Source organism: Tindallia texcoconensis (genome assembly GCF_055383815.1).
In genome coordinates, this window is sequence record NZ_AP042431.1 from 1,105,650 (window position 1) to 1,129,907 (window position 24,258).

20 protein-coding genes and 1 CRISPR repeat array are annotated in these 24,258 nt (G+C 38.6%); of the genes, 2 read left to right on the forward strand and 18 right to left on the reverse strand.

Annotation, left to right across the window (positions count from 1 at the left end):
- Nucleotides 1–470 precede the first annotated feature (470 nt).
- Nucleotides 471–1,034: a choline uptake/conversion transcriptional regulator CudC gene (gene cudC, locus ACZ47N_RS05135; RefSeq protein WP_464888064.1), complete on the forward strand. Its 564-nt coding sequence runs from the start codon at nucleotides 471–473 to the stop codon at nucleotides 1,032–1,034.
- A 20-nt stretch (nucleotides 1,035–1,054) separates the two neighbouring features.
- Nucleotides 1,055–2,083 carry an ABC transporter substrate-binding protein gene (locus ACZ47N_RS05140; protein ID WP_464888065.1) on the forward strand — a complete coding sequence of 343 codons (1,029 nt, stop codon included), beginning with the start codon at nucleotides 1,055–1,057 and terminating at the stop codon, nucleotides 2,081–2,083.
- A 39-nt stretch (nucleotides 2,084–2,122) separates the two neighbouring features.
- Here ACZ47N_RS05140 and ACZ47N_RS05145 read toward each other — a convergent pair whose 3' ends face one another.
- The 18 genes from ACZ47N_RS05145 to grdD all read right to left on the reverse strand — a co-directional run bounded on the left by ACZ47N_RS05145 (nucleotide 2,123) and on the right by grdD (nucleotide 24,256).
- Nucleotides 2,123–2,326 (reverse strand): DUF951 domain-containing protein, encoded by a 204-nt coding sequence (locus ACZ47N_RS05145; protein ID WP_464888066.1) that lies wholly within the window; start codon nucleotides 2,324–2,326, stop codon nucleotides 2,123–2,125.
- Nucleotides 2,286–3,218: a mechanosensitive ion channel family protein gene (locus ACZ47N_RS05150; RefSeq protein ID WP_464888067.1), complete on the reverse strand. Its 933-nt coding sequence runs from the start codon at nucleotides 3,216–3,218 to the stop codon at nucleotides 2,286–2,288. The genes ACZ47N_RS05145 and ACZ47N_RS05150 overlap by 41 nt, the downstream gene beginning before the upstream one ends.
- A gap of 36 nt (nucleotides 3,219–3,254) precedes the next feature.
- Nucleotides 3,255–3,857, reverse strand: coding sequence for a sulfurtransferase-like selenium metabolism protein YedF (gene yedF / locus ACZ47N_RS05155; RefSeq protein ID WP_464888068.1), 603 nt, complete (start codon nucleotides 3,855–3,857; stop codon nucleotides 3,255–3,257).
- A gap of 82 nt (nucleotides 3,858–3,939) precedes the next feature.
- Nucleotides 3,940–4,386, reverse strand: coding sequence for a hypothetical protein (locus ACZ47N_RS05160; protein WP_464888069.1), 447 nt, complete (start codon nucleotides 4,384–4,386; stop codon nucleotides 3,940–3,942).
- A gap of 197 nt (nucleotides 4,387–4,583) precedes the next feature.
- Complete coding sequence (locus ACZ47N_RS05165) at nucleotides 4,584–4,859, reverse strand: hypothetical protein (RefSeq protein ID WP_464888070.1); 276 nt, start codon at nucleotides 4,857–4,859, stop codon at nucleotides 4,584–4,586.
- A gap of 44 nt (nucleotides 4,860–4,903) precedes the next feature.
- Complete coding sequence (nhaC, locus tag ACZ47N_RS05170; protein WP_464888071.1) at nucleotides 4,904–6,313, reverse strand: Na+/H+ antiporter NhaC; 1,410 nt, start codon at nucleotides 6,311–6,313, stop codon at nucleotides 4,904–4,906.
- A gap of 28 nt (nucleotides 6,314–6,341) precedes the next feature.
- Nucleotides 6,342–7,340: a 1-aminocyclopropane-1-carboxylate deaminase/D-cysteine desulfhydrase gene (locus ACZ47N_RS05175; RefSeq protein WP_464888072.1), complete on the reverse strand. Its 999-nt coding sequence runs from the start codon at nucleotides 7,338–7,340 to the stop codon at nucleotides 6,342–6,344.
- Nucleotides 7,337–8,527, reverse strand: a complete 1,191-nt coding sequence (locus ACZ47N_RS05180; RefSeq protein ID WP_464888073.1) for a MalY/PatB family protein — start codon at nucleotides 8,525–8,527, stop codon at nucleotides 7,337–7,339. The genes ACZ47N_RS05175 and ACZ47N_RS05180 overlap by 4 nt, the downstream gene beginning before the upstream one ends.
- 252 nt (nucleotides 8,528–8,779) lie before the next feature.
- Nucleotides 8,780–10,807, reverse strand: coding sequence for a sigma-54 interaction domain-containing protein (locus tag ACZ47N_RS05185; protein ID WP_464888074.1), 2,028 nt, complete (start codon nucleotides 10,805–10,807; stop codon nucleotides 8,780–8,782).
- Nucleotides 10,808–11,099: 292 nt separating this feature from the next.
- A CRISPR array of direct repeats spans nucleotides 11,100–14,197; the repeat unit is 30 nt; unit sequence GTTTACATTCCACTATGGTTCTATAAAAAT.
- A gap of 166 nt (nucleotides 14,198–14,363) precedes the next feature.
- Nucleotides 14,364–14,642 carry a CRISPR-associated endonuclease Cas2 gene (cas2, locus tag ACZ47N_RS05190; RefSeq protein ID WP_464888075.1) on the reverse strand — a complete coding sequence of 93 codons (279 nt, stop codon included), beginning with the start codon at nucleotides 14,640–14,642 and terminating at the stop codon, nucleotides 14,364–14,366.
- Nucleotides 14,643–14,645: 3 nt separating this feature from the next.
- Nucleotides 14,646–15,626: a type I-B CRISPR-associated endonuclease Cas1b gene (cas1b, locus tag ACZ47N_RS05195; RefSeq protein WP_464888076.1), complete on the reverse strand. Its 981-nt coding sequence runs from the start codon at nucleotides 15,624–15,626 to the stop codon at nucleotides 14,646–14,648.
- Between the two features lie 16 nt (nucleotides 15,627–15,642).
- Nucleotides 15,643–16,146: a CRISPR-associated protein Cas4 gene (gene cas4 / locus ACZ47N_RS05200; protein ID WP_464888077.1), complete on the reverse strand. Its 504-nt coding sequence runs from the start codon at nucleotides 16,144–16,146 to the stop codon at nucleotides 15,643–15,645.
- Entirely contained in the window at nucleotides 16,139–18,460 is a 2,322-nt protein-coding gene (gene cas3, locus ACZ47N_RS05205) for a CRISPR-associated helicase Cas3' (protein WP_464888415.1), read from the reverse strand. Before cas3 ends, cas4 begins: the two co-directional genes overlap by 8 nt.
- Before the next feature lie 15 nt (nucleotides 18,461–18,475).
- Complete coding sequence (cas5b, locus tag ACZ47N_RS05210) at nucleotides 18,476–19,228, reverse strand: type I-B CRISPR-associated protein Cas5b (protein ID WP_464888078.1); 753 nt, start codon at nucleotides 19,226–19,228, stop codon at nucleotides 18,476–18,478.
- Entirely contained in the window at nucleotides 19,215–20,111 is an 897-nt protein-coding gene (gene cas7i / locus ACZ47N_RS05215) for a type I-B CRISPR-associated protein Cas7/Cst2/DevR (protein ID WP_464888079.1), read from the reverse strand. The genes cas5b and cas7i overlap by 14 nt, the downstream gene beginning before the upstream one ends.
- Nucleotides 20,108–21,862 carry a type I-B CRISPR-associated protein Cas8b1/Cst1 gene (gene cas8a1 / locus ACZ47N_RS05220; RefSeq protein WP_464888080.1) on the reverse strand — a complete coding sequence of 585 codons (1,755 nt, stop codon included), beginning with the start codon at nucleotides 21,860–21,862 and terminating at the stop codon, nucleotides 20,108–20,110. Before cas8a1 ends, cas7i begins: the two co-directional genes overlap by 4 nt.
- Complete coding sequence (gene cas6, locus ACZ47N_RS05225; RefSeq protein ID WP_464888081.1) at nucleotides 21,859–22,602, reverse strand: CRISPR-associated endoribonuclease Cas6; 744 nt, start codon at nucleotides 22,600–22,602, stop codon at nucleotides 21,859–21,861. Before cas6 ends, cas8a1 begins: the two co-directional genes overlap by 4 nt.
- Before the next feature lie 472 nt (nucleotides 22,603–23,074).
- Nucleotides 23,075–24,256 (reverse strand): glycine/sarcosine/betaine reductase complex component C subunit alpha, encoded by a 1,182-nt coding sequence (grdD, locus tag ACZ47N_RS05230; RefSeq protein WP_464888082.1) that lies wholly within the window; start codon nucleotides 24,254–24,256, stop codon nucleotides 23,075–23,077.
- Nucleotides 24,257–24,258 lie beyond the last annotated feature (2 nt).

Genomic DNA, 24,258 nt, shown 5'->3' on the forward strand with positions numbered 1-24,258 from the left:
TTAACACATATGACTCTACCATAGTTTATTTTTCTCTGTCAAGTCATTCCAAAAAAATCCTTTTCTTTTTTACTCCCCTAATCCGGTTCTCTTTGTTGATTTTTCTTAGTCGGTAGAGTCCTTCTCCCATCTATTGTTTAATGTTTAACAAAGTCTGGTTTGACAAATCTTTCAAAAGTATATATGATGATCCCGATCCGTTAAGTTTGTTTAATAAATTCTTAACAGATTATATTTATTTATTTTTCGATTTCTTTCGACGATTTCTACCCAGAAGGAGGTGAAAGAGACCAGCACAAAAGCAAGCTTCCAAGATATGATTTCTTTTCTATCAGATTGCCTTTCGTTGACAAAAGGAGTAAAAAGAACTACTATATTAAGTGAATTTAATAATTTCTAAATCCACTTAATTCATTTAATTCGTCAATACAAGGGATAGAAAAGAACAATTGAGGGAGGCTATTCTTATTATGTCAGATCCACACGCTAGGGAAAAACAATTGGAAGAAATTGAACGTGCCAAAGACATTGTCATTAACTCCATTGCCGAAACCATGGATGTATATGGTGCGGCACCATCCGTTGGCCGCCTTTACGCTACTATGTACTTTGAAAACAGTCCTGTTACCTTGGATGAAATGAAAGACATGTTAGAAATGAGTAAACCTAGCATGAGTACTGGTGTGCGTGCCTTGCAGGAAAACGGTATGGTAAATCGAATCTGGGAAAAAGGATCCCGAAAGAACAAATATGCAGCAGAAAAAGACTTCTTTAAGTCGTTTATACGTTTCTACTGCAAGCGTTGGGAAAGGGAGTACAAAGAAAATCTACAAGCCATTGCAGATGCTCAGTGCCTCTTAAAACAAGTCATGGACAACCCTGCCAGCGACGAATCCATACGCCAGGAAGCAGCGGAACAATATCATCAAATTGATGATTCTAAAAAATACTATCGCTGGCTAGAACGCTTGGTGAGTAGCTTTTATTCCCAAGAAATTTTTGAATTGATTCCGAAGGAAAATGAAGGAAAATAACGAAGGAGGATCTATTATTTATGAAGTACCACAATCGCAACGGAAAGAAATTACTGGCATTGGCCTTGGTGCTTATGCTTTTTGCTACCTTGGCATTCACTGGATGTGGAGGCGAAGAAGCAGACGTTGAAGAAGCCCCAGCTACAGAAGAAGAAAGCACATCAGAAGAAACAGCCCTTGAGGATGAATTGGATATTCCAGAAGAAGTAAACCTTGCTATGGTTTCCTGGACCTGTTCTACGCAGAAAAATTATATTCATGCAGAAGTTCTTAAAACCTTGGGCTATGACGTGAACTTGCAAAGCTATGCCTTACCAGTCATCCTGGAAGGACTTAGCGATGGTCAGATCGATGTCTTTACAGATGCTTGGTGGGTTACTTGGGGTACTCCGTTGCAAGAAGCCGTCGAAGAAGGTCGTGTCATCCATTTAGACACACATTTAGAAGACGTAAGCTATGCCCCAGCAGTTCCTGTTTATGTATATGAAGCTGGTGTTACTTCTCTCACAGATTTAGCAGACCATGCGGAAGCTTTTGATCACACTTATTACGGATTAGAGCCAGGAAACGACGGCAATGAACTAATGCTGGAGGCTTTCGAGAACAATGTATATGGTCTGGGTGATTGGCAAATGCTTGAAAGTAGTGAAGCTGCCATGATTACCGAAGTTGGCCAGTTAATTGAGCAAGAAGATTGGGTCGTCTTTAGTGGATGGGAACCTCATTATATGAACGTAATCTTTGATATGGAATACCTAGAAGATCCAGAAGGTATTTGGGGCGAAGAGGCAGAATTTGTCGCCACTCTTTCTCGTCCAGGCCTAGAAGAAGACCGGCCTAACCTGGCACGATATATGCAACAGTTTAAGATTGAAATTGAAGATGTCAACGAATGGGTTTATGCCTTTGGATATGAAGAAAGAGATCCTGAAGAATATGCAGTCGAGTGGGTCAGCGAAAACGTGGATCTGGTGCTAACATGGGTTGACGGCGTACAAACCGTTGATGGCAAAGATGCCAGTGAAGCCATTAAGGCCACTTACCAATAAATCGAAAAAAGCCGTCGAATTTAATTCGGCGGCTTTTTGTTATGCTTTTTCCCGTTCTTCTTTGGTTTCTACTTTCCGGACTCTCCGTTCCAAGTTTGGTCGAGTAATCCAGATTTCATGGCCGCAGCCTACGCATTTAATGCGAAAATCGGCTCCGGTTCGAATAATATCAAAATCTTTGCTTCCGCAGGGATGGGTTTTTTTAAGCGTTACCCGATCCCCGGGATTCAGCTGCATGGGCATGGCCGTCTCCCTCCTCTTTCTCCCCATTTGCCATGATTACTACTCTCCGTGGATATGGAATCTCAATGCCTGCTCGATCAAAGGCTTGCTTGTAGGCTTTTCTCATGGCTCTAGCCACAGACCACTGGGTCATGGGGGCTGCATAGGCCAGGGTTGCTATCAAGACTCCCGAATCGGCCAATTCATTGACGCCTAACACTTCTGGTCCTTCTACAATGTCTCCATTGGTTTTGGCCAATTCCAGACTAGCTTCCTCTAAAACCTTCATAGCCCGATCGATATCCTCTTCGTAGGCAATAGGCATATTTACCCACGCCCACATTTTTCCACTGCTTTTATTGACCACTTTAGATATAACTCCATTGGGCATAATATGAAGGTCGCCTGTGAAGTCTCTCACCTTGGTGATCCGCAAGCCCATTTCTTCTACAATTCCTCCCGCACCTTCTATTTCCACATAATCTCCCACGGTAAACTGATTTTCAAACAATATAAAAAAACCAGTAATAATATCTCTTACCAAGTTTTGAGCACCAAAGCCAATGGCTAAACCGCCGACTCCTGCCGTTGCCAACATAGCCCCCACTTGAACGCCCATGGAACTTAGAATCGATGTACCCACAATAAAATAAACAATGTAGCGAACAATGCTTAACATTAATCCTTCTAGGGTTTTAATACGAGCATCATCCAAATCAATTTTAAAATGCTTTTTAGAAGCAAATAATTTTCTAATAAAACTTTTTAATACCCTAAGGGCTACTTTGGCCAAAATCAACAAGAAAATCGTTTGGAGCAAAATAGCAATCATTCCGCCAATATAGTCTAGTTCCGTAATCCTTTGATAAGTGGCGATAACGGGGTCCAGCATGCTGGATATTCCTGAAAACATGAATCAACCTCCTGCATTTTAAGCCTTGGCTTCGCTTTACAATTGAACCGTATTTTTAGATTTGTTCATGGTTTCTACAATGGTGTACATATTGCTAATACCACCTACCATTAAATCCTGCTTTATTTTGAAATAATCCAAGCAGGTTCCGCAAGATAAAATTTCCACTCCCCGTTCTTCCAGTTCTCGAAGATTTTTCAAAGATTCTGAACCAGCGCAGGCGAGTTTTACCCCACTATTAATGAAAATAACCGATTTTGGCAATGGCTGTACCTCTGTCAAGGTATATAGATAGCCTTTCATTAATATTTCTCCCAACTCTCTAGATCCTTCTCCTAAATAGTCTTTCCCAATAACAACAACTAAATCACCAGTTATATGGGATCCTGCTTCTAGATCCATCATATTAACTTCCCTATATTTATATTCTTTAAATATATCGATGTAAAAATCCCCCTGGCTTTCTTTAATCGCTACTTTATAATCCATACTCTTGGCAAATTTTGAAATGTTTTCCCTAGCTACTTCACTATCCACAATGGCTGTAACGCTGCCTTTTTCAATGGATTCTAAGGCTTTTTTTGTTTTAATAAGAGGCATCGGACATTGCAATCCTCTGGCATCCACTTCTGTGTTCATCATCATTCCTCCTGGATATTGGTATTCAAGGCTCTAAGAACCTCTTCTAAACTATATCATATTCCACTTCCCACCAAAACCTTCAAACTTTTTTTTGAATCATTTGACGTAATTCCTTGGCGGTGGCTTTAGGATATGCCTGTTGGCAACTTCCTCTTTTCCCCTTAAACCTAAGCACGGCTTTTTCGTCGGTTTCCTCTACGTATGCTTCTTTGATTTCTTCCCATTTTTCAATCCTTAGCAATACCGATGGCCCATGTAAATAGAGAATCCCTTCTGGATGAATTCCTGCAGAAGTAGCACCAGAGACAACAAAAGCTCCCGCCATGAGCGCCAACATATAATGGCCCCCTTGATTCCCACCTACCAGTGCCACCAATGCCAGCAATAAAACAGCTGCAGCGGCTTCCACTTTTCGAAACACAGGCAACTCCGCTTTATAGAGCCGCTTTCTGGAGCGTTGAATATTATTGGAGGCTCCCACAATAAAACCAAGCAACAGGATTAGGCCTACAAATAAATCGTTCATATTGGATCTTCTCCTTTGGGAGACAGCCACTCTGTCTCTTGTTTTTTTAGATAAAGAATCCTCCTTGTCATTCTTACATCCATGAACGCCATGCTTGCAAGAATATTACATTTTTATTATAGCATAGTTTCGAAGTAGAACAAGCCCACCCATTTTGGGTAGGCTTGTTTATCACCATGAATTTATCCATCCAATCTTTATGAGACTTCTATCCAATTCACCAACGTCCCCAAAAGCCTTCCAGTGATAAATAGTCCGCCACTCACTGCCCAGGTTTGCCATCCCCAAGGAAAAAAAAGCAAATTCCCGCCTGCGGCTGCCAACAATAAGCTTCCCACCATACACACCATATAGACCCGCTTGATGCCTCTATTTTTCATCATCACAAAGTACACCTGAGCCAATCGAATGCCCATGGCTATGATCAATACGCCTAAGATATCCTGTATCAGAAAGTAATATGCAAACCTCATTGACCTATCCCCTTCATCTGCTTGCTTTTCCTGCAACCCTCTTTTTAAGATGCTTCTATGGAACTCTCCGAATCCATTTCTTCTTTGGTCATGGCGATGCCAGTAATCGCATAAAACAACGTCACCAGTGGTGTCAACCAATTAAGGAAGGCATATGGAATATACTGCATCGGTGTAACGCCAAGCATCCCCGAAACAAAAATGGCATTGCTATTCCATGGAATTAATACACCGCCCAAGGTTCCACATGCTTCAATAACCCTGGAAAGATTTTCTGGTTTTAGTTGGCGTTCCTTATACAGCGGTGCCATCAAAGTACCTGTCATGACAGCGGAAAAAGTCATGGAACTACCAATAGCGTTGGTGACGTAGCTTACGATCATGGTGGAACCAACCAGACTACGATCTGATTTCACTTTGCTTGTTAAGGGCTGAAGCAAGGCATCCATCATGCCGACATGATGCATCATTCCTGCAAAGCCAAAGGCAAATATCATGATGAGAACAGGGCCTACCATACTCATCACCCCACCACGATTAAGCAAACTGTCTATAAATGCTGTGCCGCTTTCTATGCTAAATCCAGTATACATATATTGCAAAACTTCCCCATAACCAAAACCTTGGTTCACCATGGCTACTACAGCACCAGCCACCGCACCTGTAAGGATGGATGTAAAGGCTGGTTTTTGCATGACTAATAAAGTAAGGACTATAATTGCTGGAATTAAGGCAACCAAGCCTATATCAAATTGCCCCCCTAGAGCCGCTAATATGGAATCTAATTGTGCTTGATCCACGCTGCCGCTCCCGTATTTAAAGCCTATGGCTGTATACAAAACAGCAGACAACAGATACGCAGGCCCCACGGTATAAAACATGGCTTTCACATGAGGAATCAGCTGCCCCCCCGATACCGCCGCTGCCAAATTAGTCGAATCTGATAAAGGGGACATTTTATCACCAAAGTAAGCTCCAGATATCACTGCACCTGCTGTGATGCCAGCCGGAATACCAAGTCCTGCTCCCACCCCCATTAAGGCCAGTCCTGCAGTACCAATGGTGCCCCAAGATGTCCCAGTTGCCAAAGAAGTTAAAGAACAAAGGATTAAGGCCGTCAAAAGAAAAAACCTAGGTGTAATTACCACCAGCCCACCATAAATAATGGTTGGAACGGTTCCTGCTGCAATCCACACGCCGATCATCGCACCTACGGCTAATAAAATCATCGTAGGTTGCAAGCACTTCTTTATCATTTCAGAAGCGGCTTCTTCGATCTCCTTATAGGCGTATCCAAGTTTCATACAGGCTGGAATCACAATCAACCAAGCTAAAAAGAAGACAATTTGCAAAGACGCACCAAAACGAACCATACTTATTAGCATAAAGGCAACCACGACCCCTAAGGTTCCTAGGGAATACATAAAGGATGGGCTTAGTTTCTTCTTCTCCATTCGAAAAACCTCCTCATTTTTTGACCCTTTATTCTTCACTTTTCAGTTCATCAATACGAGCCAGTGCACCCCATTGGCCACCAGTATGGATAAATAGTATGTTTCCTTTTAAAACATTGTTATGGGTGGCAAATTCTCGAAACAAACCATGCATGGCTTTTCCTGTGTAAACTGGATCTAATAAAATCCCTTCTTCTCTAGCAAAGTTTTTGATAAACTGAATTCCTTCTGGTGTTGTAAGGCCGTATCCACCCTCCACATAATCATTTAGAGTGGTTACTTGATGGAAATCCAGCCCCTCCAGCAGACCTTCATTGCCAGTTTGTTGAAGTCCTTCTGTTATAATAGATTGGGTAATACGGGGAAAATCTTTTTCTTTGTCATAAATATTAATGCCAATTATTTCTTTGCCTGCCTTGAAATACTGATTCCCCAAGTATAAACCTGCATAAGTTCCTCCAGATCCAGACGCCACACAAATGGTATCAAATTCAATTCCCATTTCCTTTTCTTGTTTTAATATTTCCTGAAACCCATGATAATAACCAAACATCCCTAAGCCACTAGAAGCTCCTTCTGGCATCACATAGGCTTTTATGCCTTGGGTTTCATAGGTTTTTTTAATGTCCTCCATCATCTCTGTCCGACTTTCTCGGTACTGTTTTTCCGTGATGAGCTGGCATTCTGCTCCAAATAGTTTGTCTAAAAAATAATTTCCCGTCTCTTCTTCACCGGAGTCTTTTAAGAGCAAATGGGTTTTTAATCCCAGTTGTGCACCTATCGCCGCTGTTGCTCGACAATGATTGGACTGAACACCTCCACAGGTAATCAGTACCTCCGCTCCATATTCCAAGGCATCAGGAAGAATAAACTCCAGCTTTCGTACTTTGTTTCCCGATACTTCCATGCCAGTATAATCATCCCGCTTCATAAAGAGCCGAGCTCCTTGTATCTGCTTGGTGCTTCTTGTTAATGCTTGAATCGGCGTTGGAAGGTTTGCAAGTACTCTTCTGGTTGGTATTTTCACGATACATCCCCTCTTTCTTTTCTCCATTTGATAACGGCTTTTTCTATTCTGTGCATGGCTTCTTCCACTATTTTTCGCGGACATGCCGCATTAAGCCTCACATAACCAGAACCAAGAGCCCCATATCCCGCTCCCATATTGATGGCAATTTTAGCATCCTCCACCATCAATTTACTTAAAGCGTCGTCGCTTAAGCCTAATCCTTCGCAGTTGATCCACTGTAAATAAGTACCCTCAGGAAGAGTGGCCTGCAGTTCTGGCATTCTAGCTCTACAAAAAGCTTCTACAAACTCCATGTTTTCCTTCACGTATTCCAACATGGAATTTAGCCAGTCCTCACCATGGTTAAAAGCTGCTTCGACGGCTACTAAACTAAAACAATTATTCCGTTCCAAATCCATTATAGCAAAAAACTCTTGGAACTTTTGGCTATAGGCTTGCTGTGGCACATGAATAAAAGATGCTTGCAAACCGGCAATATTAAAGGACTTAGTCGCAGAAAAGCAGGTGATGGTTAAGGCCTGTACTGATTCAGACAAGCTAGTCATCGGGGTGTATTTTCCTCCGTCAAACACTAAATCTCCATGAATTTCATCGGCTATGATGATCACCTGATGTCGCACACAAATGTCTCCGATTCTTTCTAATTCTTCTTTGGTCCAAACCCTTCCTACCGGATTATGAGGATTACATAGAATTAGCATAGAAGCTTTTTCCGCCAGTTTTTCTAATTCCTCATAATTGATTCTGTATGTCCCTTCCTGTTGAATTAAAGGGTTCTCTACTAATACCCGCTGATTCTTCTGGATGGCATCATAAAAAGGGGGATATACTGGTGTTTGTATGATAATTTGATCTCCTTTTTGCGTAAGTTCTCGCACGGCTACATTCAAAGAAGTTACCACCCCTGGACTATGAATCAGGTCTTCCCTCTCCATTTTTAACCCATAGCGTCTTTGATACCAGTTGATGGCTGCCTCCCAGTAACTATCTGGTCTGGAGGTATAGCCATAAATACTTTCCTTACTCCTAGCTTCCACCGCCTCCTTAATGGCTGGCGCTACTTCAAAGTCCATGTCTGCTACCCAAAGCGGCAACAAATCACGACTTCCAAATTTCATCTCTAGTTCATCGTACTTTGCTGAAAACTGTCGTCTTCGATCAATGACGAAATCAAAATTTTTCATCGTCTCTTCTCCTCTTTTCTCCTTGGATTCTATTAAGCTGTTTCTCTATAAGCTCTAAACTTTTATTTCTTTATTTTCCGACACTTTTATAAAGAAGCAATTTTCATGCCAAGCTGCTAAGTCCATTGCTTTGGCTTTTTTAGGTGGCTTCTTAGGATCTAAAAGGGATCGAATTGGGATTTAGATCCCTTTCGATCCCTTTTTAAAACCCATTCATTCTTTTTTCTACCCTAGGGCCACCCTAAGATACGTCTAGCTTGACCTATTCTTACCTTTCCTTTCTAGAAAGACCTTTACCCCTTGATCCGTCAGAAACGTACCCTTTCTTCCTTTCCTTACAGTTACCCATTCTTCCTCTTCAAACTCCTGCAGGATCTTTCGAATCCCCCTCTCGGATAGACGGATTCCTTCTTTGGTTGCCAAATTCACCATGCCACGCCGCCCTAAACCTTCCCCCTCTTTTCTTGCTTCATAAAGACAGCCTAGGACAAAGTCTTTGCCAGAGGCAGGAGTGCTTTCCCAGTCCTCTGTTTCCTCATAAGAAAGATCTGGCAAGCTTTCTTTTATATCTTCTTGATGAATCCTCTTTTTATCCAAATAAACCAGGTATTCCACACAGTTCTGCAATTCTCTGAAGTTTCCCTCCCAGCAATATTGGGTTAAATAGGTTTTCGCTTCCTGACTCAAGACAAAACTAGCTTGCATTTCTTTCTTGAAATAGTCAAAACCTGTCATAATATCACCAATTCGTTCTCTCAACGGAGGTATCTTCAAGGACAGCACATTAATGCGATAGTATAAATCTTTTCGAAATGCGTTTTCTTGTATACGCTTTCTTAGATTTTGATTGGTGGCTGTGATAATTCGTGCATCCACATGGATGACACGATCGCCACCCACACGCATCACTTCTTTTTCTTGAATCGCCCTTAACAACCGACTTTGAAGATGAATAGACATCTCCCCAATTTCATCTAAAAAAAGTGTTCCTTTATGTGCCAATTCAAACAACCCTATGCGGCCACCTTTTTTAGCACCTGTAAATGCCCCTTCCTCGTATCCAAACAGTTCGCTTTCCAGTAGTGGCTCCGGTATACTGGCACAATTCACCGCCACAAATTGATAATTTTTTCTTCGCGACCCGTTATGAATAGCTTGGGCGAACAGTTCTTTTCCTGTTCCAGTTTCCCCAGTGATTAGCACCGACGAATTGGATCTAGCCATTTTTTTCGCCGTGTCTCTTGTTTTTTGTATTTCTTTGCTGGTTCCTATAATGCTGTCAAAGGTATATTTGGCTTTATGCCCCTTGCCTAATATTTTTGTTCTCAGTTGATGCTGATATTTTTCTTTTTCTTCAAATTGATTAATTACCATTAAAATACTGGAAATGATTTCACCGGTTACTACCGGTGCAGACCGAAAGGTAATCGTGGTGTTATTAAAACGGATTAACTCTTGGTCGACAATTTGTTTGGAACCAATGGCTTTTTTTACCACATCAAATTCAAAAACTTCCAAAATATTTTTTCCAATGCTTTGATTGTTTAAGGCCAGTATTTCATGGGCTTTATCGTTCATGCCTAAAATAAACCCCTCTGGATCTGTGGTGATAATCCCTTCATCAATGACATTAAGCAATTTAAGAAATCGACTATCTGAAATATTAAGACGATCCAAAAGTGCCGAGGCCACCGTCGACACTTTGCACAAGCCATTAAAGTGGCTTACAAACCGTTGGCTCTGCAACAAATGCTCCATCTCCAAACCTACGGCTACGTCCATAATGGTGGTTTCATCCAAGGTTCGATGCCCTGTATCAATAATTTTTTCCACAAAAGCCGGCACCTGCTCCCTTTCTCCCAAGGTGACCGCTGTAGGAATCCTGGGAATATCGGCTTTGCCTGGATATACGGGGAAAAATTTATAATTGGTTAGACCAATTTGCCTCAGCAATGCCATGCTTTCCAAGGTCATTTCAGGGCTATAGTTCACCAGTAAGACTTCCGAATCCTCTTGAATTCGCATAATCATATGGCGTTGTTCTTTGGTTAAGGTAGTGGTCAGAATCATTACTTTCGTATGCAGTGGAATGAGTTCTTTTATTTCTACATAAATAGAGTACAAAGAAATAAGCAGCACATCCGCATCAATCTTCTTGGAGATTCTATCTTTATCAAATCCCAGCGCAACAATGGATATCCCTGGAAAAAGATGATGCAACACAGATTTATGAAATTCTGCTACACCCCTAAAATTCGTAATGATCGTTACTTTTTTCATGCCTTCACCTTACAATGGGATGCAGCCACAACACCAACCCCTTGGGCAATTAGCCCTGTTACCTCCCGATCCTTGGGCTTTGCTCGTAACTGCATCTTGCATCCCTTTCAGCATTTTAGGTCTGATTCCAAACCTATTTCCATTATAGCATTCCCACTCTGCCTCTTCCATCAAAGCCTTTTTGTTTGTTGAGGTGTTTTGTATTTTCAATAAGCTAGTTTTATTATGCAAATATCCACTATGGTTCTATAAAAATATTGTTGACAGAGCACTGCTTTGATGTGCGAACCTTGTTTACATTCCACTATGGTTCTATAAAAATATTTAATGGAATCCGAAAGAGCGGAACAAAGAAGGTTTACATTCCACTATGGTTCTATAAAAATGGAAAAATGGCTTGAAAAATCATCAGAATGGTTTGTGTTTACATTCCACTATGGTTCTATAAAAATGCCATACCCGCAATAAAACTCAAATTCTATTATCACGTTTACATTCCACTATGGTTCTATAAAAATTCAAGTACAATTTAGGGTCTACTGGGCTTTTAGAGGTTTACATTCCACTATGGTTCTATAAAAATTCAAGTTTCATTATTACATTTATAAGCATGTAAGGTGTTTACATTCCACTATGGTTCTATAAAAATGATAAAAGCAGTTATTACTACAATTTTGGAGATGGAGTTTACATTCCACTATGGTTCTATAAAAATAGAATGTTATAGATGTATTGATCGAAGAGTACACACGTTTACATTCCACTATGGTTCTATAAAAATATTGCTTGATCTGGTCAGCTACTCTTTCGTAAAGTCGTTTACATTCCACTATGGTTCTATAAAAATGGTTTGTGTCTTAGTTCTGTCCTTATGCGGCGTAGTTTACATTCCACTATGGTTCTATAAAAATTCTAAGACAATTTCTTTCATACGTCTCCCTGTTTCGTTTACATTCCACTATGGTTCTATAAAAATCATGCAGGAAAAAATTGAAATATTAAAACAAGGAGAGTTTACATTCCACTATGGTTCTATAAAAATGTAAAGAAGCATCAAAAATACGCAGAAAATCAAAGTTTACATTCCACTATGGTTCTATAAAAATGCACATCCGAACAAGTTTAAGGGCGAAATAACTAGGTTTACATTCCACTATGGTTCTATAAAAATGGCACAGAAATTACTGGTCTGCTATGGTTCCAGAGTTTACATTCCACTATGGTTCTATAAAAATTGGAAGAAGCCACCGACACTATGAGAAAGTTGAGGGTTTACATTCCACTATGGTTCTATAAAAATACGCCGAACGAAAATAGATCGTCAACCGTTATCGTTGTTTACATTCCACTATGGTTCTATAAAAATCCTCTGCCCCGAGGTGTCTAGCAATGAAAGACAAGTTTACATTCCACTATGGTTCTATAAAAATGGAGAAGCTGATTGAGGAATTGGAGGAGTAGAAAAGTTTACATTCCACTATGGTTCTATAAAAATGCAGTTAATCAAGCAAGACAACGTTGTAGTCACTCGGTTTACATTCCACTATGGTTCTATAAAAATCGTAGGAGGAATTTATGATAAACACAATCATTCACGTTTACATTCCACTATGGTTCTATAAAAATACGTCTACGGCTTCCTCTATTAGCCTAGCGTTGTCGTTTACATTCCACTATGGTTCTATAAAAATGTAGAACTAGACGGCAGGACACTAGCCAAAGCAGTGTTTACATTCCACTATGGTTCTATAAAAATCAGGCTGAAAGCATCCGAATACATCGCTAAGACTAAGTTTACATTCCACTATGGTTCTATAAAAATATAGCAAGTGTCACACATAATAACTGTTTTGCCATGTTTACATTCCACTATGGTTCTATAAAAATTGTGAATCCTTCATTTATGGCTAAGTCTGCTAGTGTTTACATTCCACTATGGTTCTATAAAAATGGTGGAAAGACAGTAGAGCATATGGGCTACAAAGTTTACATTCCACTATGGTTCTATAAAAATTGGTGATCGGAAGGCAGATCATCGGGACGGACAGAGTTTACATTCCACTATGGTTCTATAAAAATCAACCCTCCTAAAAGAAAAAGCCACTGGGTTAATAAAGTTTACATTCCACTATGGTTCTATAAAAATTGTTCGACATCGGAATGTGGGCAATAAAGGCAGGAATGTTTACATTCCACTATGGTTCTATAAAAATAATGACGCCGCACCGCTTAACATTGAATCTTTTGCGTTTACATTCCACTATGGTTCTATAAAAATTTTAAGCGAGAATATCCCGTACTCGCTCGAGATGTGTTTACATTCCACTATGGTTCTATAAAAATAAAGAGTGTGAGGAATATTGCAACTGGCTAAACAAGTTTACATTCCACTATGGTTCTATAAAAATACGTCTACGGCTTCCTCTATCAATCTACTATTGTCGTTTACATTCCACTATGGTTCTATAAAAATTCAGCTTTCTTTTCCGATACCCACCGCAACTTTCTCAGTTTACATTCCACTATGGTTCTATAAAAATTCGGCAGCGTTGTCCTCTAGTGCAATTTTTGCCATGTTTACATTCCACTATGGTTCTATAAAAATAGGGTCTCCGCTATAACACATACCTTCAACAGCATTGTTTACATTCCACTATGGTTCTATAAAAATTATGAATCCAAATATATGTCAATTGAAGAATCTTGTTTACATTCCACTATGGTTCTATAAAAATCGGATTTCCAGAAAAGCAATTCAAAAACGCCGCTACTGTTTACATTCCACTATGGTTCTATAAAAATCTGCGTACCATCGTCAAATCTAATATATCTACCGTGTTTACATTCCACTATGGTTCTATAAAAATAATCTGCCGCACCGTCAAGGTCATCAATGGCTGGCATGTTTACATTCCACTATGGTTCTATAAAAATTCTGCAGCAGCGAGTTATACGTAAAGGAAGATCTGTTTACATTCCACTATGGTTCTATAAAAATACTATCACCGGTAGGCGTACCATAACCGCATATCCCAGTTTACATTCCACTATGGTTCTATAAAAATAATACAGGAGTGGCTGGAAAAGGAAACGAAGCAAGTTTACATTCCACTATGGTTCTATAAAAATAAACCATCGAGGTCACGTTGCAACACTTGCAAACAAGTTTACATTCCACTATGGTTCTATAAAAATTTACCAACGAATGTGAGTACGAGGATATGGAATATAGTTTACATTCCACTATGGTTCTATAAAAATGGTGGCAAAAGCCAAGATCCTGTGCAAATAATATGTTTACATTCCACTATGGTTCTATAAAAATGAAATAGCCATACGGGATAATAAAAATGTAGTTTAGTTTACATTCCACTATGGTTCTATAAAAATCCTCATCTCTACATATGTTGAAAACAAAGACTTATAAGAATCACAACAGTCAACCTACATTAAATTATAGCAAATATTATTTAAAATTCAACTCTTTGTTTTTACCACTGGTGAAATTCCAATAAAGTCGAAGTCCTAGATATTTTGCATTTCCGATGGTCGACTTTTATATAAAATTATCCAGTAAGTTATCTTCCTTCCCTAAAATACTACGTTCTATTCCATTATAATATTTTATTTCATAAATGATAAAAGAATCCAAATCTTTACGAACGATACTTCTAATCTGTTTTTTAAGAATAACAACCTGGCTTGCCGTAAGGTCTCCTTCAAACACAGAATTTTGAACATGGTTAAGGTATTGTTTGCAGCATTTATACACTTTTCTCCATACTTGCGCCCCCTTCTCATCAGAAGCAATATCATAAACAGCTATAACATACATAAACTACCACTCCATTTTAAAAGAATTGTAAGGTGCATCTTCCATTAAATGCTTAACAATTTTCCAACACTCTAACCGAATCAACGTTCTATATGAGACATTTCTATTTAATTCTTTATTTTTTATTGTTTCTTTTAATTTGTCATCAAATGCCCTTGTAATGATCTTAGTAGCTTTTTCAGACATATTGATTCCATTAAAATCAGCTAACTTAATTTGTTCTCGATTGATCAAACTAAAAATAAGACGATCTGCAAGAACAGGCTTAAAAACCTCCGCTATATCCAAACATAATGAAAACCGCCTCGTTCCTGGTGCGTGCAAATAACTAATAGTAGGATTAAGTTGGGTCTTATATATTTCCGTCAAGCAAGTTGTGTATATAAGCATATTTACATAGGAAATCATCGCATTAACTGGACTTGTTGCCGGCCTATATTCCCTCTTTTCTAAGTCGAAGCCTTCTTTAAGAATATAACTCCAAGCAGAGTAATAAACTTTTCTCAAACTACCTTCTACACCCATAAGTTCTTCAACCGAATTACACCTATCAATACCTTTTGATAATGATTCCATCGTTACAATGGCATCTTCAAGGTTTTTACCTCTTGTTCGATAATATTTTAGATTACGCAACATGTTTTTAAACGAAGCCAAAATAAATTCTTTTGCAATCAAAACTCTATGTTGCATATCTTCAAAAGCACGCACCTGTTTTATCAATAATTGCCCTGAAAAAAAAGATTCTCGTGGTATATATGAGCCATTATAGTGTCCATAATAATCAAAAATATGAAGATTTATATTCTTTTTCCCTAAGAAGCGCAAAACAGATAAATTTACATCCGTTTCAGAAAACAAATATATGTCACGCACTTTTTCAACAGGTAAAGGACGAAAGCTATTATCTTTTAAAATAAGCACTAATGTATCGTCTTTTCGTTTCAAAACTCTAGCACCAAAAATGTAATATGTTTGATCCATATATGGATTTCCCTTTCTAGCAATAGCATAATTCAAAATATGAACACTTCTTGCAAAATGCTGTCGCTTTCGTTTTTTGGGGTGGTCCTTCCTTACCTACAATATCAGCGATATGCTTTTTTATACGTTCCCATATCACAAAAAAATCTTCGTCATAATGAACGGTTACTGTCTTCCCTTCTTCAGGGTAATGTAAAACTCCTTTTTTGACTTCAAGACCTCGCTCATTAGCTCTTTCCATATAAAATCTAAGCTGCAACAGATGTGCATTTTCATTTTTAGAGCTTTTTTTTACTTCGTGAATCGTTTGATCTTTATCAATGAAATCGATTCGAAGATTAGCATCCACTTGTATTTCTTTCTTCTTTCGCGGATAAGCGTATTCATGAATCGCTTTTCCTATCTTTACATCTTCATTGAATGCCTCTAGACAGATCCCTCTTGAAAAGTACCAAAGCTTCCGATGACATATCGCATAATAATGTATATGTGTACCTGTAATATTTATATTATCATTCAATAAAATTACTCCCATCAACTTTATCTTTTTTGCGTAGTCCCACACCCATCATAGCTTCAATAGAAAATTCATACGTATAATCTACAATACTTATTCCTAATTGATCCAAAAATGAATAGCCAGAGGAATAGCTCGCATCATAAGTTTTCCCCGAGAGGTTTACTGTAAAATCCTGAATCTCTGATATAGTTTTAATCTTTTCATGGTACGGAACTTTATCTTTCTTAAAAGTATTTTCCCATTGTTGAATCATACCAGATCTCGACAATTCATCAAACACTTCCAATGGAAGCACCGTATCGCTCACAATATTTCTCAAACTCCGTTTTGCCTCACTGGTATTTACGTTGTATAAAACTGCATTTTCCAGCGACTCTAAAATAGATCGAATTTCATCTTCAAAGTACACAATCTCTTTGTTGAACTTTTCAGAATAAACTCGATCCATCAAGTCTCCTTTATCTTTTTCCGATACCCAAGAATCTGGATTTTCCCTAATAAATGTGGTGATAGAATGTACAGATGCATCATAAATAATTGGATGGATAACGTTGTTTTTACCTCTCCCATTTCTAGTATCGTGAATCACAACATTAGGAAATATACAACCTTCTTCTCTTGAACGATGCCTCAAAATTCGACCCATACGCTGAATTATACTATCAACACTGCACATTTCTGTATATAAAATATCAAAATCAACGTCAACAGATGCTTCAACAACTTGAGTTGTAACCCAAATACCAGCTTCAGCATGTTTAGGATTACCAAACTTCAAAATAGAATCCTCCAACATTCGTCTATCTTTTTTCAAAAAACTGCTGTGCAACAATTTCACAGGAACACCCTTGTTGCCACCAAGTAAATTAAGGCTTTCAAAATGAAGTTGTGCTTTTTTAACTGTATTAGCAATCACAAGAACCTTATGCCCCTGACCTTTTTCTAATATTTCTTCATAATCCATTTCATCTTTCCGATAACATAGCTGGTGTTTTTCAGGGTTTACATCTAAAAAAGTTTTTCTAATAACGTTAGCATCCGCTAATTCACGTTCTAATAGTCCAAGTAAATAATTAGGTACCGTAGCCGTCATGATAGCAAATTTCCCGCCCATTCGATGGATCAATTTTAAACCATACAGTAAAAAAGCTACCATTGCAGGATCATACATTTGAATTTCATCAATAACTACTTTGCTGTACGCTAAAACTGCTAATATTGGCTCAAACCCGTTATGTTTAAAACTAAAATAAAATAACTGATCTACCGTGCAAACCGTTAGAGGACTAGACATTAAACGTGCAGCATTCATACGCATAGGAATATCCATCTCATTGCCATCTTTGATTTCCCGAAGATAGATTTCACCAATCCCTGAGTGAAGCACTTCAACAGGTTTATAACCATACTGTCCTTCTTCATCTCCTTTAATGCGTCGATAAATTGCATTAATAGCAACCTTTAAAGGCAAAGTGAAAAAACCTTTTTCTTGACCAATCCAAAGAAGAGCAGCCTCTGTTTTACCTGATCCTGTGGATGCAGTCAAAACGATGTTGCTATTCTGATGATCTCTCATCCATTTTTGTGCTGGTCGGAGCATAGATTCAAATGTATTGGCAGGATTTCTGTCAACGAATACTTTTTCAATTCGTTCTGGCAAACTCAACCCTTCAGAATCAATCGATGATTTTTCAATTTCATAATTGGTCAAATCTGCGCTTGCGACATAATCAATGCGGTTAAGTAACCCTTTAATTAAAACGTAACGTCGGAAACTTTCTAAGCGAAATGACTTTTTATTGCTCATGTTCTTTAGAAATGTTTTTGCTTTTCTTAAATTTTTTCTATTTAGATGTTCCGCACGATAAATCAAATCATCATATTTGAAATCCTTAAATAAACATGGCAATTGATTTAAAATCATATTTTTTCGATATTGTACACCTTCTTTTTCATTGCCTTCGATATCTTCCCGATCGTGATGATAATAAATACTCGCGAGAACAAGATCAGCATCTTTTTCTCCAACTTCACTAGCAAATGCTTCGTAATCCAAAAAGACCGGGCTCAAAAAGTTATGCGGTATTTCAAGCGGATTCTTTCGTTTTTTAAATTTGTTCATAATACCGAACATTTTCGCCTGAAAATCAGGGTTAATTTTTCCAACATCGTGGTAAAGAATGGCTACTTTCAAAAGCAGCCATTCCTCTTCATTTAATAACGTTGAATATTTTTGTTTGAATACCTTATAATGAAAAAGCAGATCATTAGTATGCTCCTGTATGCTTTTGTGCGGTTTCGCATAGTTTACGATATGATCGTCCTCCTTCTATGCTAAATAAACCGGAATACCATCCTCATCAACGGGCAATTCTCCACCATCAACAAGATCAAAGTTAGAATTGGTGATGTAAACTGCCTTGACTTTTTCCTTCCAGATTCGCAAATACTTCTTTCCCTTTTTTACGTAATCAAATTCTTTGTTTAGCCTATAATGCGTACCCTTTGATGGCATAAGAGCTTCATCCAATTTGAGTTTCTCATATGGCCAATAAGCATTGTAAGGTAACCTTTCAATTTCATATAACTCGTAATCAAAATCTACTATTTTAACTTCATCAATGCGGACTAAATCTTCGAAACGACCTAGCGAAAGAAATGTCATCGGAGTTTTTATTTTTTTAAAAACCTCATCCAGTTTTGAGGAATCATGCACATGGATATGAATAACCAACTGCACTTCCGACAAAATATTAACCTGCGAAAGTCCCCTTGTAACCCCCCTGAAAGTACCATCTTCTAAAGGAATTTTAATGGAGTAACGTCTCTGAGCATCAGCATCCCAGTTTTTAGGATTAGCTGTACCAAACTCATATCTTGTAAGTTCTTCCATCTTTTTTTCAGTATATTGGCCTTGGATACTAACATCCATCGCTTCATATTTAGTAAACCCGCAAGCAGCATGAACCATTCCGATAACAGTAGAATAAGGTGGTAGCGGATACGTTTCTTTAATCTGCATACTTCCTGGACGTTTATAATTGGCGAAAGGTTGGTACAGTTTCACTCTAATTAGTTTCATAATACTCATCCACCTTAGTTTTAAGATGTTCAAAAGCACCTTTAACATCTTTCACCGCAAGGACTTTTTCTTGCAAGGCATCAGTTAGAAACTGATCTCTTTGAAAAATACCTTTTGTCAATCCAACTATGGTGTTCGCAGATATGGATTCATCCAGACTTAAAGTATCCAAAATTGGGTTGGCAACAATAGCACCGTTATCAAGCTTGATTCGTCCTTCAAAAAACGGATTCTTACGTTCGTAAACACCACCAATGATAAACAGCGGAGTCAAATTTTCCCTACGACCTTTAATATCTCGATAGAGAAACTTAAAGCCGTCTAACAAAGTTTTAACACGATTTGCTTTCTCCGGATCATCTACTTCTAAATCACCATCAATACCTACACGATCCAGATCAATTGTCGCTGTATACGCATAGAAAGACCGATGCGACTCACTTTGAGCAATCGAATTATCGAAACCACCGCGCTTTGCTAATCCCATATTGTTTAAAAAATTCATATCCATTTGAAAAGGCTCCAGTGATATGGCATTGCTTAGTCGACAAACTGCATTACGTGTTTTTGTATTTCCACTCCCTTCTGCTGTTTTCATATATCCACCGAGATCAATTTCTGGATAGTCAATAATGGTTGCACTAGGATCATATTGAACCACCTTATTATCACCAGACCCACTTGCAATCACAGGCGTATCATTCCACCCAATACCATTTTTCAGACTGTAAAAAAGAGCTTCTCTGGAAACCTTAGTGCTAATGGATCCATCACCACGAGTTGAGGTTTTTAGCGTAGATAAGTTGCCAAATCCTTCACCATGATTCATGCTTTCACCTTCTACAACTACTGTCATTGTCAAACCACATATTCTTTTTTTCATTCACTTTTTCCTCCTTCTAAAGATTTTTGGAGCTTCCCCTCATCATTTCCCAAACTCTTTTCAGTTCCTTTTAAACCAGCAATATAGGAATATCCTGCTAAACGCAACTCTTCAATTTCTCCCTGTGCCTGAACAAAAACATCTGGAACTGGCTTGCCAGCACCAATGTAATATCTCAGCAGTGTATCCATAAACAGCTTCTTATCTCCTGCTTTTAATGAGTTTAGAAGTCGATACGTGAACCCACTCATTCGTTTATGAGCGTTTTTAGCACCACTTCCTTCCAACGCCACTCTGATATTACTGCCTGCCGCTTTTGCTTCTTTAATAACCATCCAATTTTTCTTTTGATACTTTTCCGCCATAGCCTTAGCTCCTTTCAGTTGTATCCCTACCACTTTCCGATGCATTTCAATGTTCAATAACTTTCCGACTCCAACCATTTCCTGTTTTCCTCCGATACGAATGAGTCTATCAATCTCTTGATATAAAGACCCACCCTCAGACACCGTTTTAACCGTCTTGCTAAACAACGGTCTTCGAACAGAATTTTTAGACGTAGAGCCAGGCTGCTCGACCCAAACTTTACTAATTGCCGTTAAATCTTTTGCTGCCAACTTAATAAGTTCATAAAGCTTTTCCGAAAGATCTTTTATCTCATACTTAGGCACATTATTCGCACTAGTAGTTCTGCGAATAATCTGTATCCCAGACGGAAGATGATGTTCATGTTTAGATAAGTGTTTTTCTTTATAATATTCAGCAATTCCGTGGTACAGTTTACTTTCAATGTCATCGATACTTCTTGGCTCATCTTTTATGGCATCAAGTGAATTGTAACGATCCAAATTAGATATGCAATCGTTTGCATTAAGAAAAATAGATTCCCCATTTGTGGTTTGAAATCCCGCTGGCATGCAAAGATAGACCAGCCTGCACACAGGGCACAGTTCCGTATCCGACTGTAAATTCCAAAAATGTGATTGTTTGCGTGAAATGTCAACACCTACATCATTGATCCATGTCAATCCCCAACTACCAACGGTTGGTTCCCCACACTCAGAACAAGCCAATGCGTTTCTATTTCTTTTTCCTTGGTATGCATCGATGATGGGTTGAACAAAGTCTTTTTTGATAAGCTGATCCGCTGGTTCCTTCACTTGAACAAAGAAAGATTTGCCTGATAAAAAGCGACTTAAAATGTTATAGGTGGCTTCTTTGAAATAAAATACATCTTTATGCTGATTTAAATAACCCAAAATAGATTGATGTATTTCTTGAACCTTCCGATAATCTTTTTCTTTGAGTCGAGATGACGCTTCCTTCACAAGCAATGAGATATCCGTTGAATCCATGTAATGCTTGGTAACGATCTCATACCCTGATTTAAAACTCGCCCTCTCCAACTTAGCCTTTAGATATTCGTGATATATCTTTACAGGATCCTTTTCTTTTTTAGTAATCCTCTTCTCCCGTGCTTGATCTTCTGACTCTTGATAATCCAAACAATCGAAATCATCAAAAATTTTCTTCAAAGGCATACTTTGCTTAGCTGCAGATTTCACAAAATAATCGATGTATAGATTAGGAAAGGTTTCCAAAGAAGCTACCGGAATTTCAACCACATTTGAGTGATCTTTTTTAATAATCTGGGCTTCAATATCCTTATCTTGTGACAGTACCTTTATTAACCCAAGAACTCCAGCATTATACAATGCATGATCCAACATGATTGTCATTTGATCGCTCATTCTGAAACCACCTCCTGCAACACATCAATCAAGCCAAATCCTGCAGATCGATGACTTCCAATCCCATAATCATAGATATGTTGCAATAATAATGTATGTCCAGATAGTTTAAACGTACCAACCATTGCGTCTTTTAACATTCCATAGTGATGCACCACAACTTTTTTCAAGTTAAATGGTTCAATTTTCAAAGTGTCCACATAAGGTAAAAGCGCTGGCGCCATGGTTTCCAATTGATAGCGTGTATTTTTTTGTAGACATTGGATAGCTTCATCTCCATCCGAAAGCAAAAAATAATGATCTGAATTGTCACTACGGTTGTGCTTCCTAATTAAAATAGGAGACATTGTTTTTACCAAAATATTCTGGGTATTTAACTGATGATCAGGCAAAAGTGTTATTTTTTCAAGTGTTAAGTAATCCGAGTAAAAATGGTGTTGTTGACCTTTTTGCTTTTGAAAGGCATTATACAGCATCATGCCTGTGTAGGGATCACCGGTTGAAATAGTAATAGACATTTTTGGTAAGGATAATGCAATATTTTGATGATTAATATTACCGATAGGCACATATGGTGCAAAACAATACTTTTTTTGAAAACTTCCATTTGGCTCAAATAAATCATCATAATATCCTTGATTATAGTCTTTAATCGATGCCTTAAAAAAACTAAGTATCCCAGATCGATAATCCGTTGGCATATTCAATCCCTCCGTTTTGAATATAAGCCTAAATCTCATTCCATCAACTCCTTTCTATGCATATAATAAATCTTACAAATAGGGTTGTTTAAAACATACCATAGATCTATATATAAAGCAAGGGAAAAGCCATAAATATTATTGTGCTTTTCCCTTGCTTTGTATGCTTTTGCTATTTTCAGTTCACTATGAGTCTATAAAACACCTGCATTCACATGATAAATCTTACAAATTTTTACATTTCATTATGAGTCTATAAAGGTTTTTAATTCACATTAATATATCATATTTTAGTAAATATGCCAACAAACATTTACTTCAACACTAAGCTTTAAGGCAATCTTCACCATTAATAAAAAATCCTCATTTGAAAGTTAGTTTGTCGGAAAGTCAGAAAAGAACATCAAGATCAAATCTTTTAACGCCTTATCTACCTCCAAGAAAAAAAGACGATGGCTGGGTGTCTCTATGCCATCGTCTTTTTTGGTTTCTTTTTTAAAGGTTTTTAACCCTAGCACACATCGCCTTCGCCAGCTACATAGCCAGCTTTTGAAAGGATGGCTGCGGCTTTAGAAACTTTCTCCTCGGCCACCATCACAACTGGACCAGTGCAACCCATGCCACTTTCGGCATAAATCCCTTGTTTCCAGAGCACTTGTACGGCGTCTTCAATGTCCATTACTTCGATTCCTGAAATATTGCCTGTGACGATCTCTTTTGGTGGTGCTTTTACTTCTTCTTCTTTTTCTTTTTTGGTCTCTTTGGTAAATCCTTCTAAAATATCATCTAATCCGGCTTTTTTCGCTTTGGCCATTTCTTCTTCCATGACTTGCTGTACCTTCCCTTTAACCAGTGCTGCTGCATATTGCAGGGCATTGGCCACTACGGGAGTGCCTGAAGCTCTGGAAAGGATCAAAACAATGCGTTGCTGCCCTTCTCCAATGCCAGGGCCATAGCCAGCGCCTAAAGATTCGTAGCTGCCGCCGGTGGTATAGGACGAAAATACTTTCATCATGATATTTCCGGTCAGACTGTCTGTTACCATAACATCCGCAGAGCCGGTCAGTAGATCATTACCTCGCATGATGCTGCCGCCATCTGAACGAACAGATTCGGAAAATTCTATGTCATAGCCATTGGCTTTTAAGGTATTCAATGCCCGTTCTACCTGTCTTGCGCTATCTAAATTTAAAATGCCTACGGTGGGTTTTTCGATGCCCATGGCTTTGGCGGCCACGATGCCATAAAGTGCATTTTTTAGCATTGCAGAGGCTCTTTGTGTAGCAGCGGTTCCGGTAGTAGTGGCGATAAACATTTCTCGACCAAAACCTGGTGTCACTACTTTTCCCACAGTTGCAACGCCAATGGGGAAGTTGTAATGCATGGTAACGCAGGCTTGAATTTTACCTTCGTCCAGCAATGTTTCCATCACTTGGTGCATTTCTGATTCCTCTGTGACTTCTACAGTTTCCAGGGTTGTTTGCTCTTTGGGACCAATCAACACTACTTCCAGATCTGTCGATCGTCTAACAGCTTCCTCTGCACCTTTTACCAGATGAGCTGGTTCCAGTTCGCTGCCCAAGGTGGTTAGTCCAACTCTGATTTTCGGACCGAAGTCTTCCCGATCCAGGGACTCGGTAAAGGAAAGAAGGGTTCGGCCGATTTCTTGCTTTATTGCAGTTCGATCCGTCATTC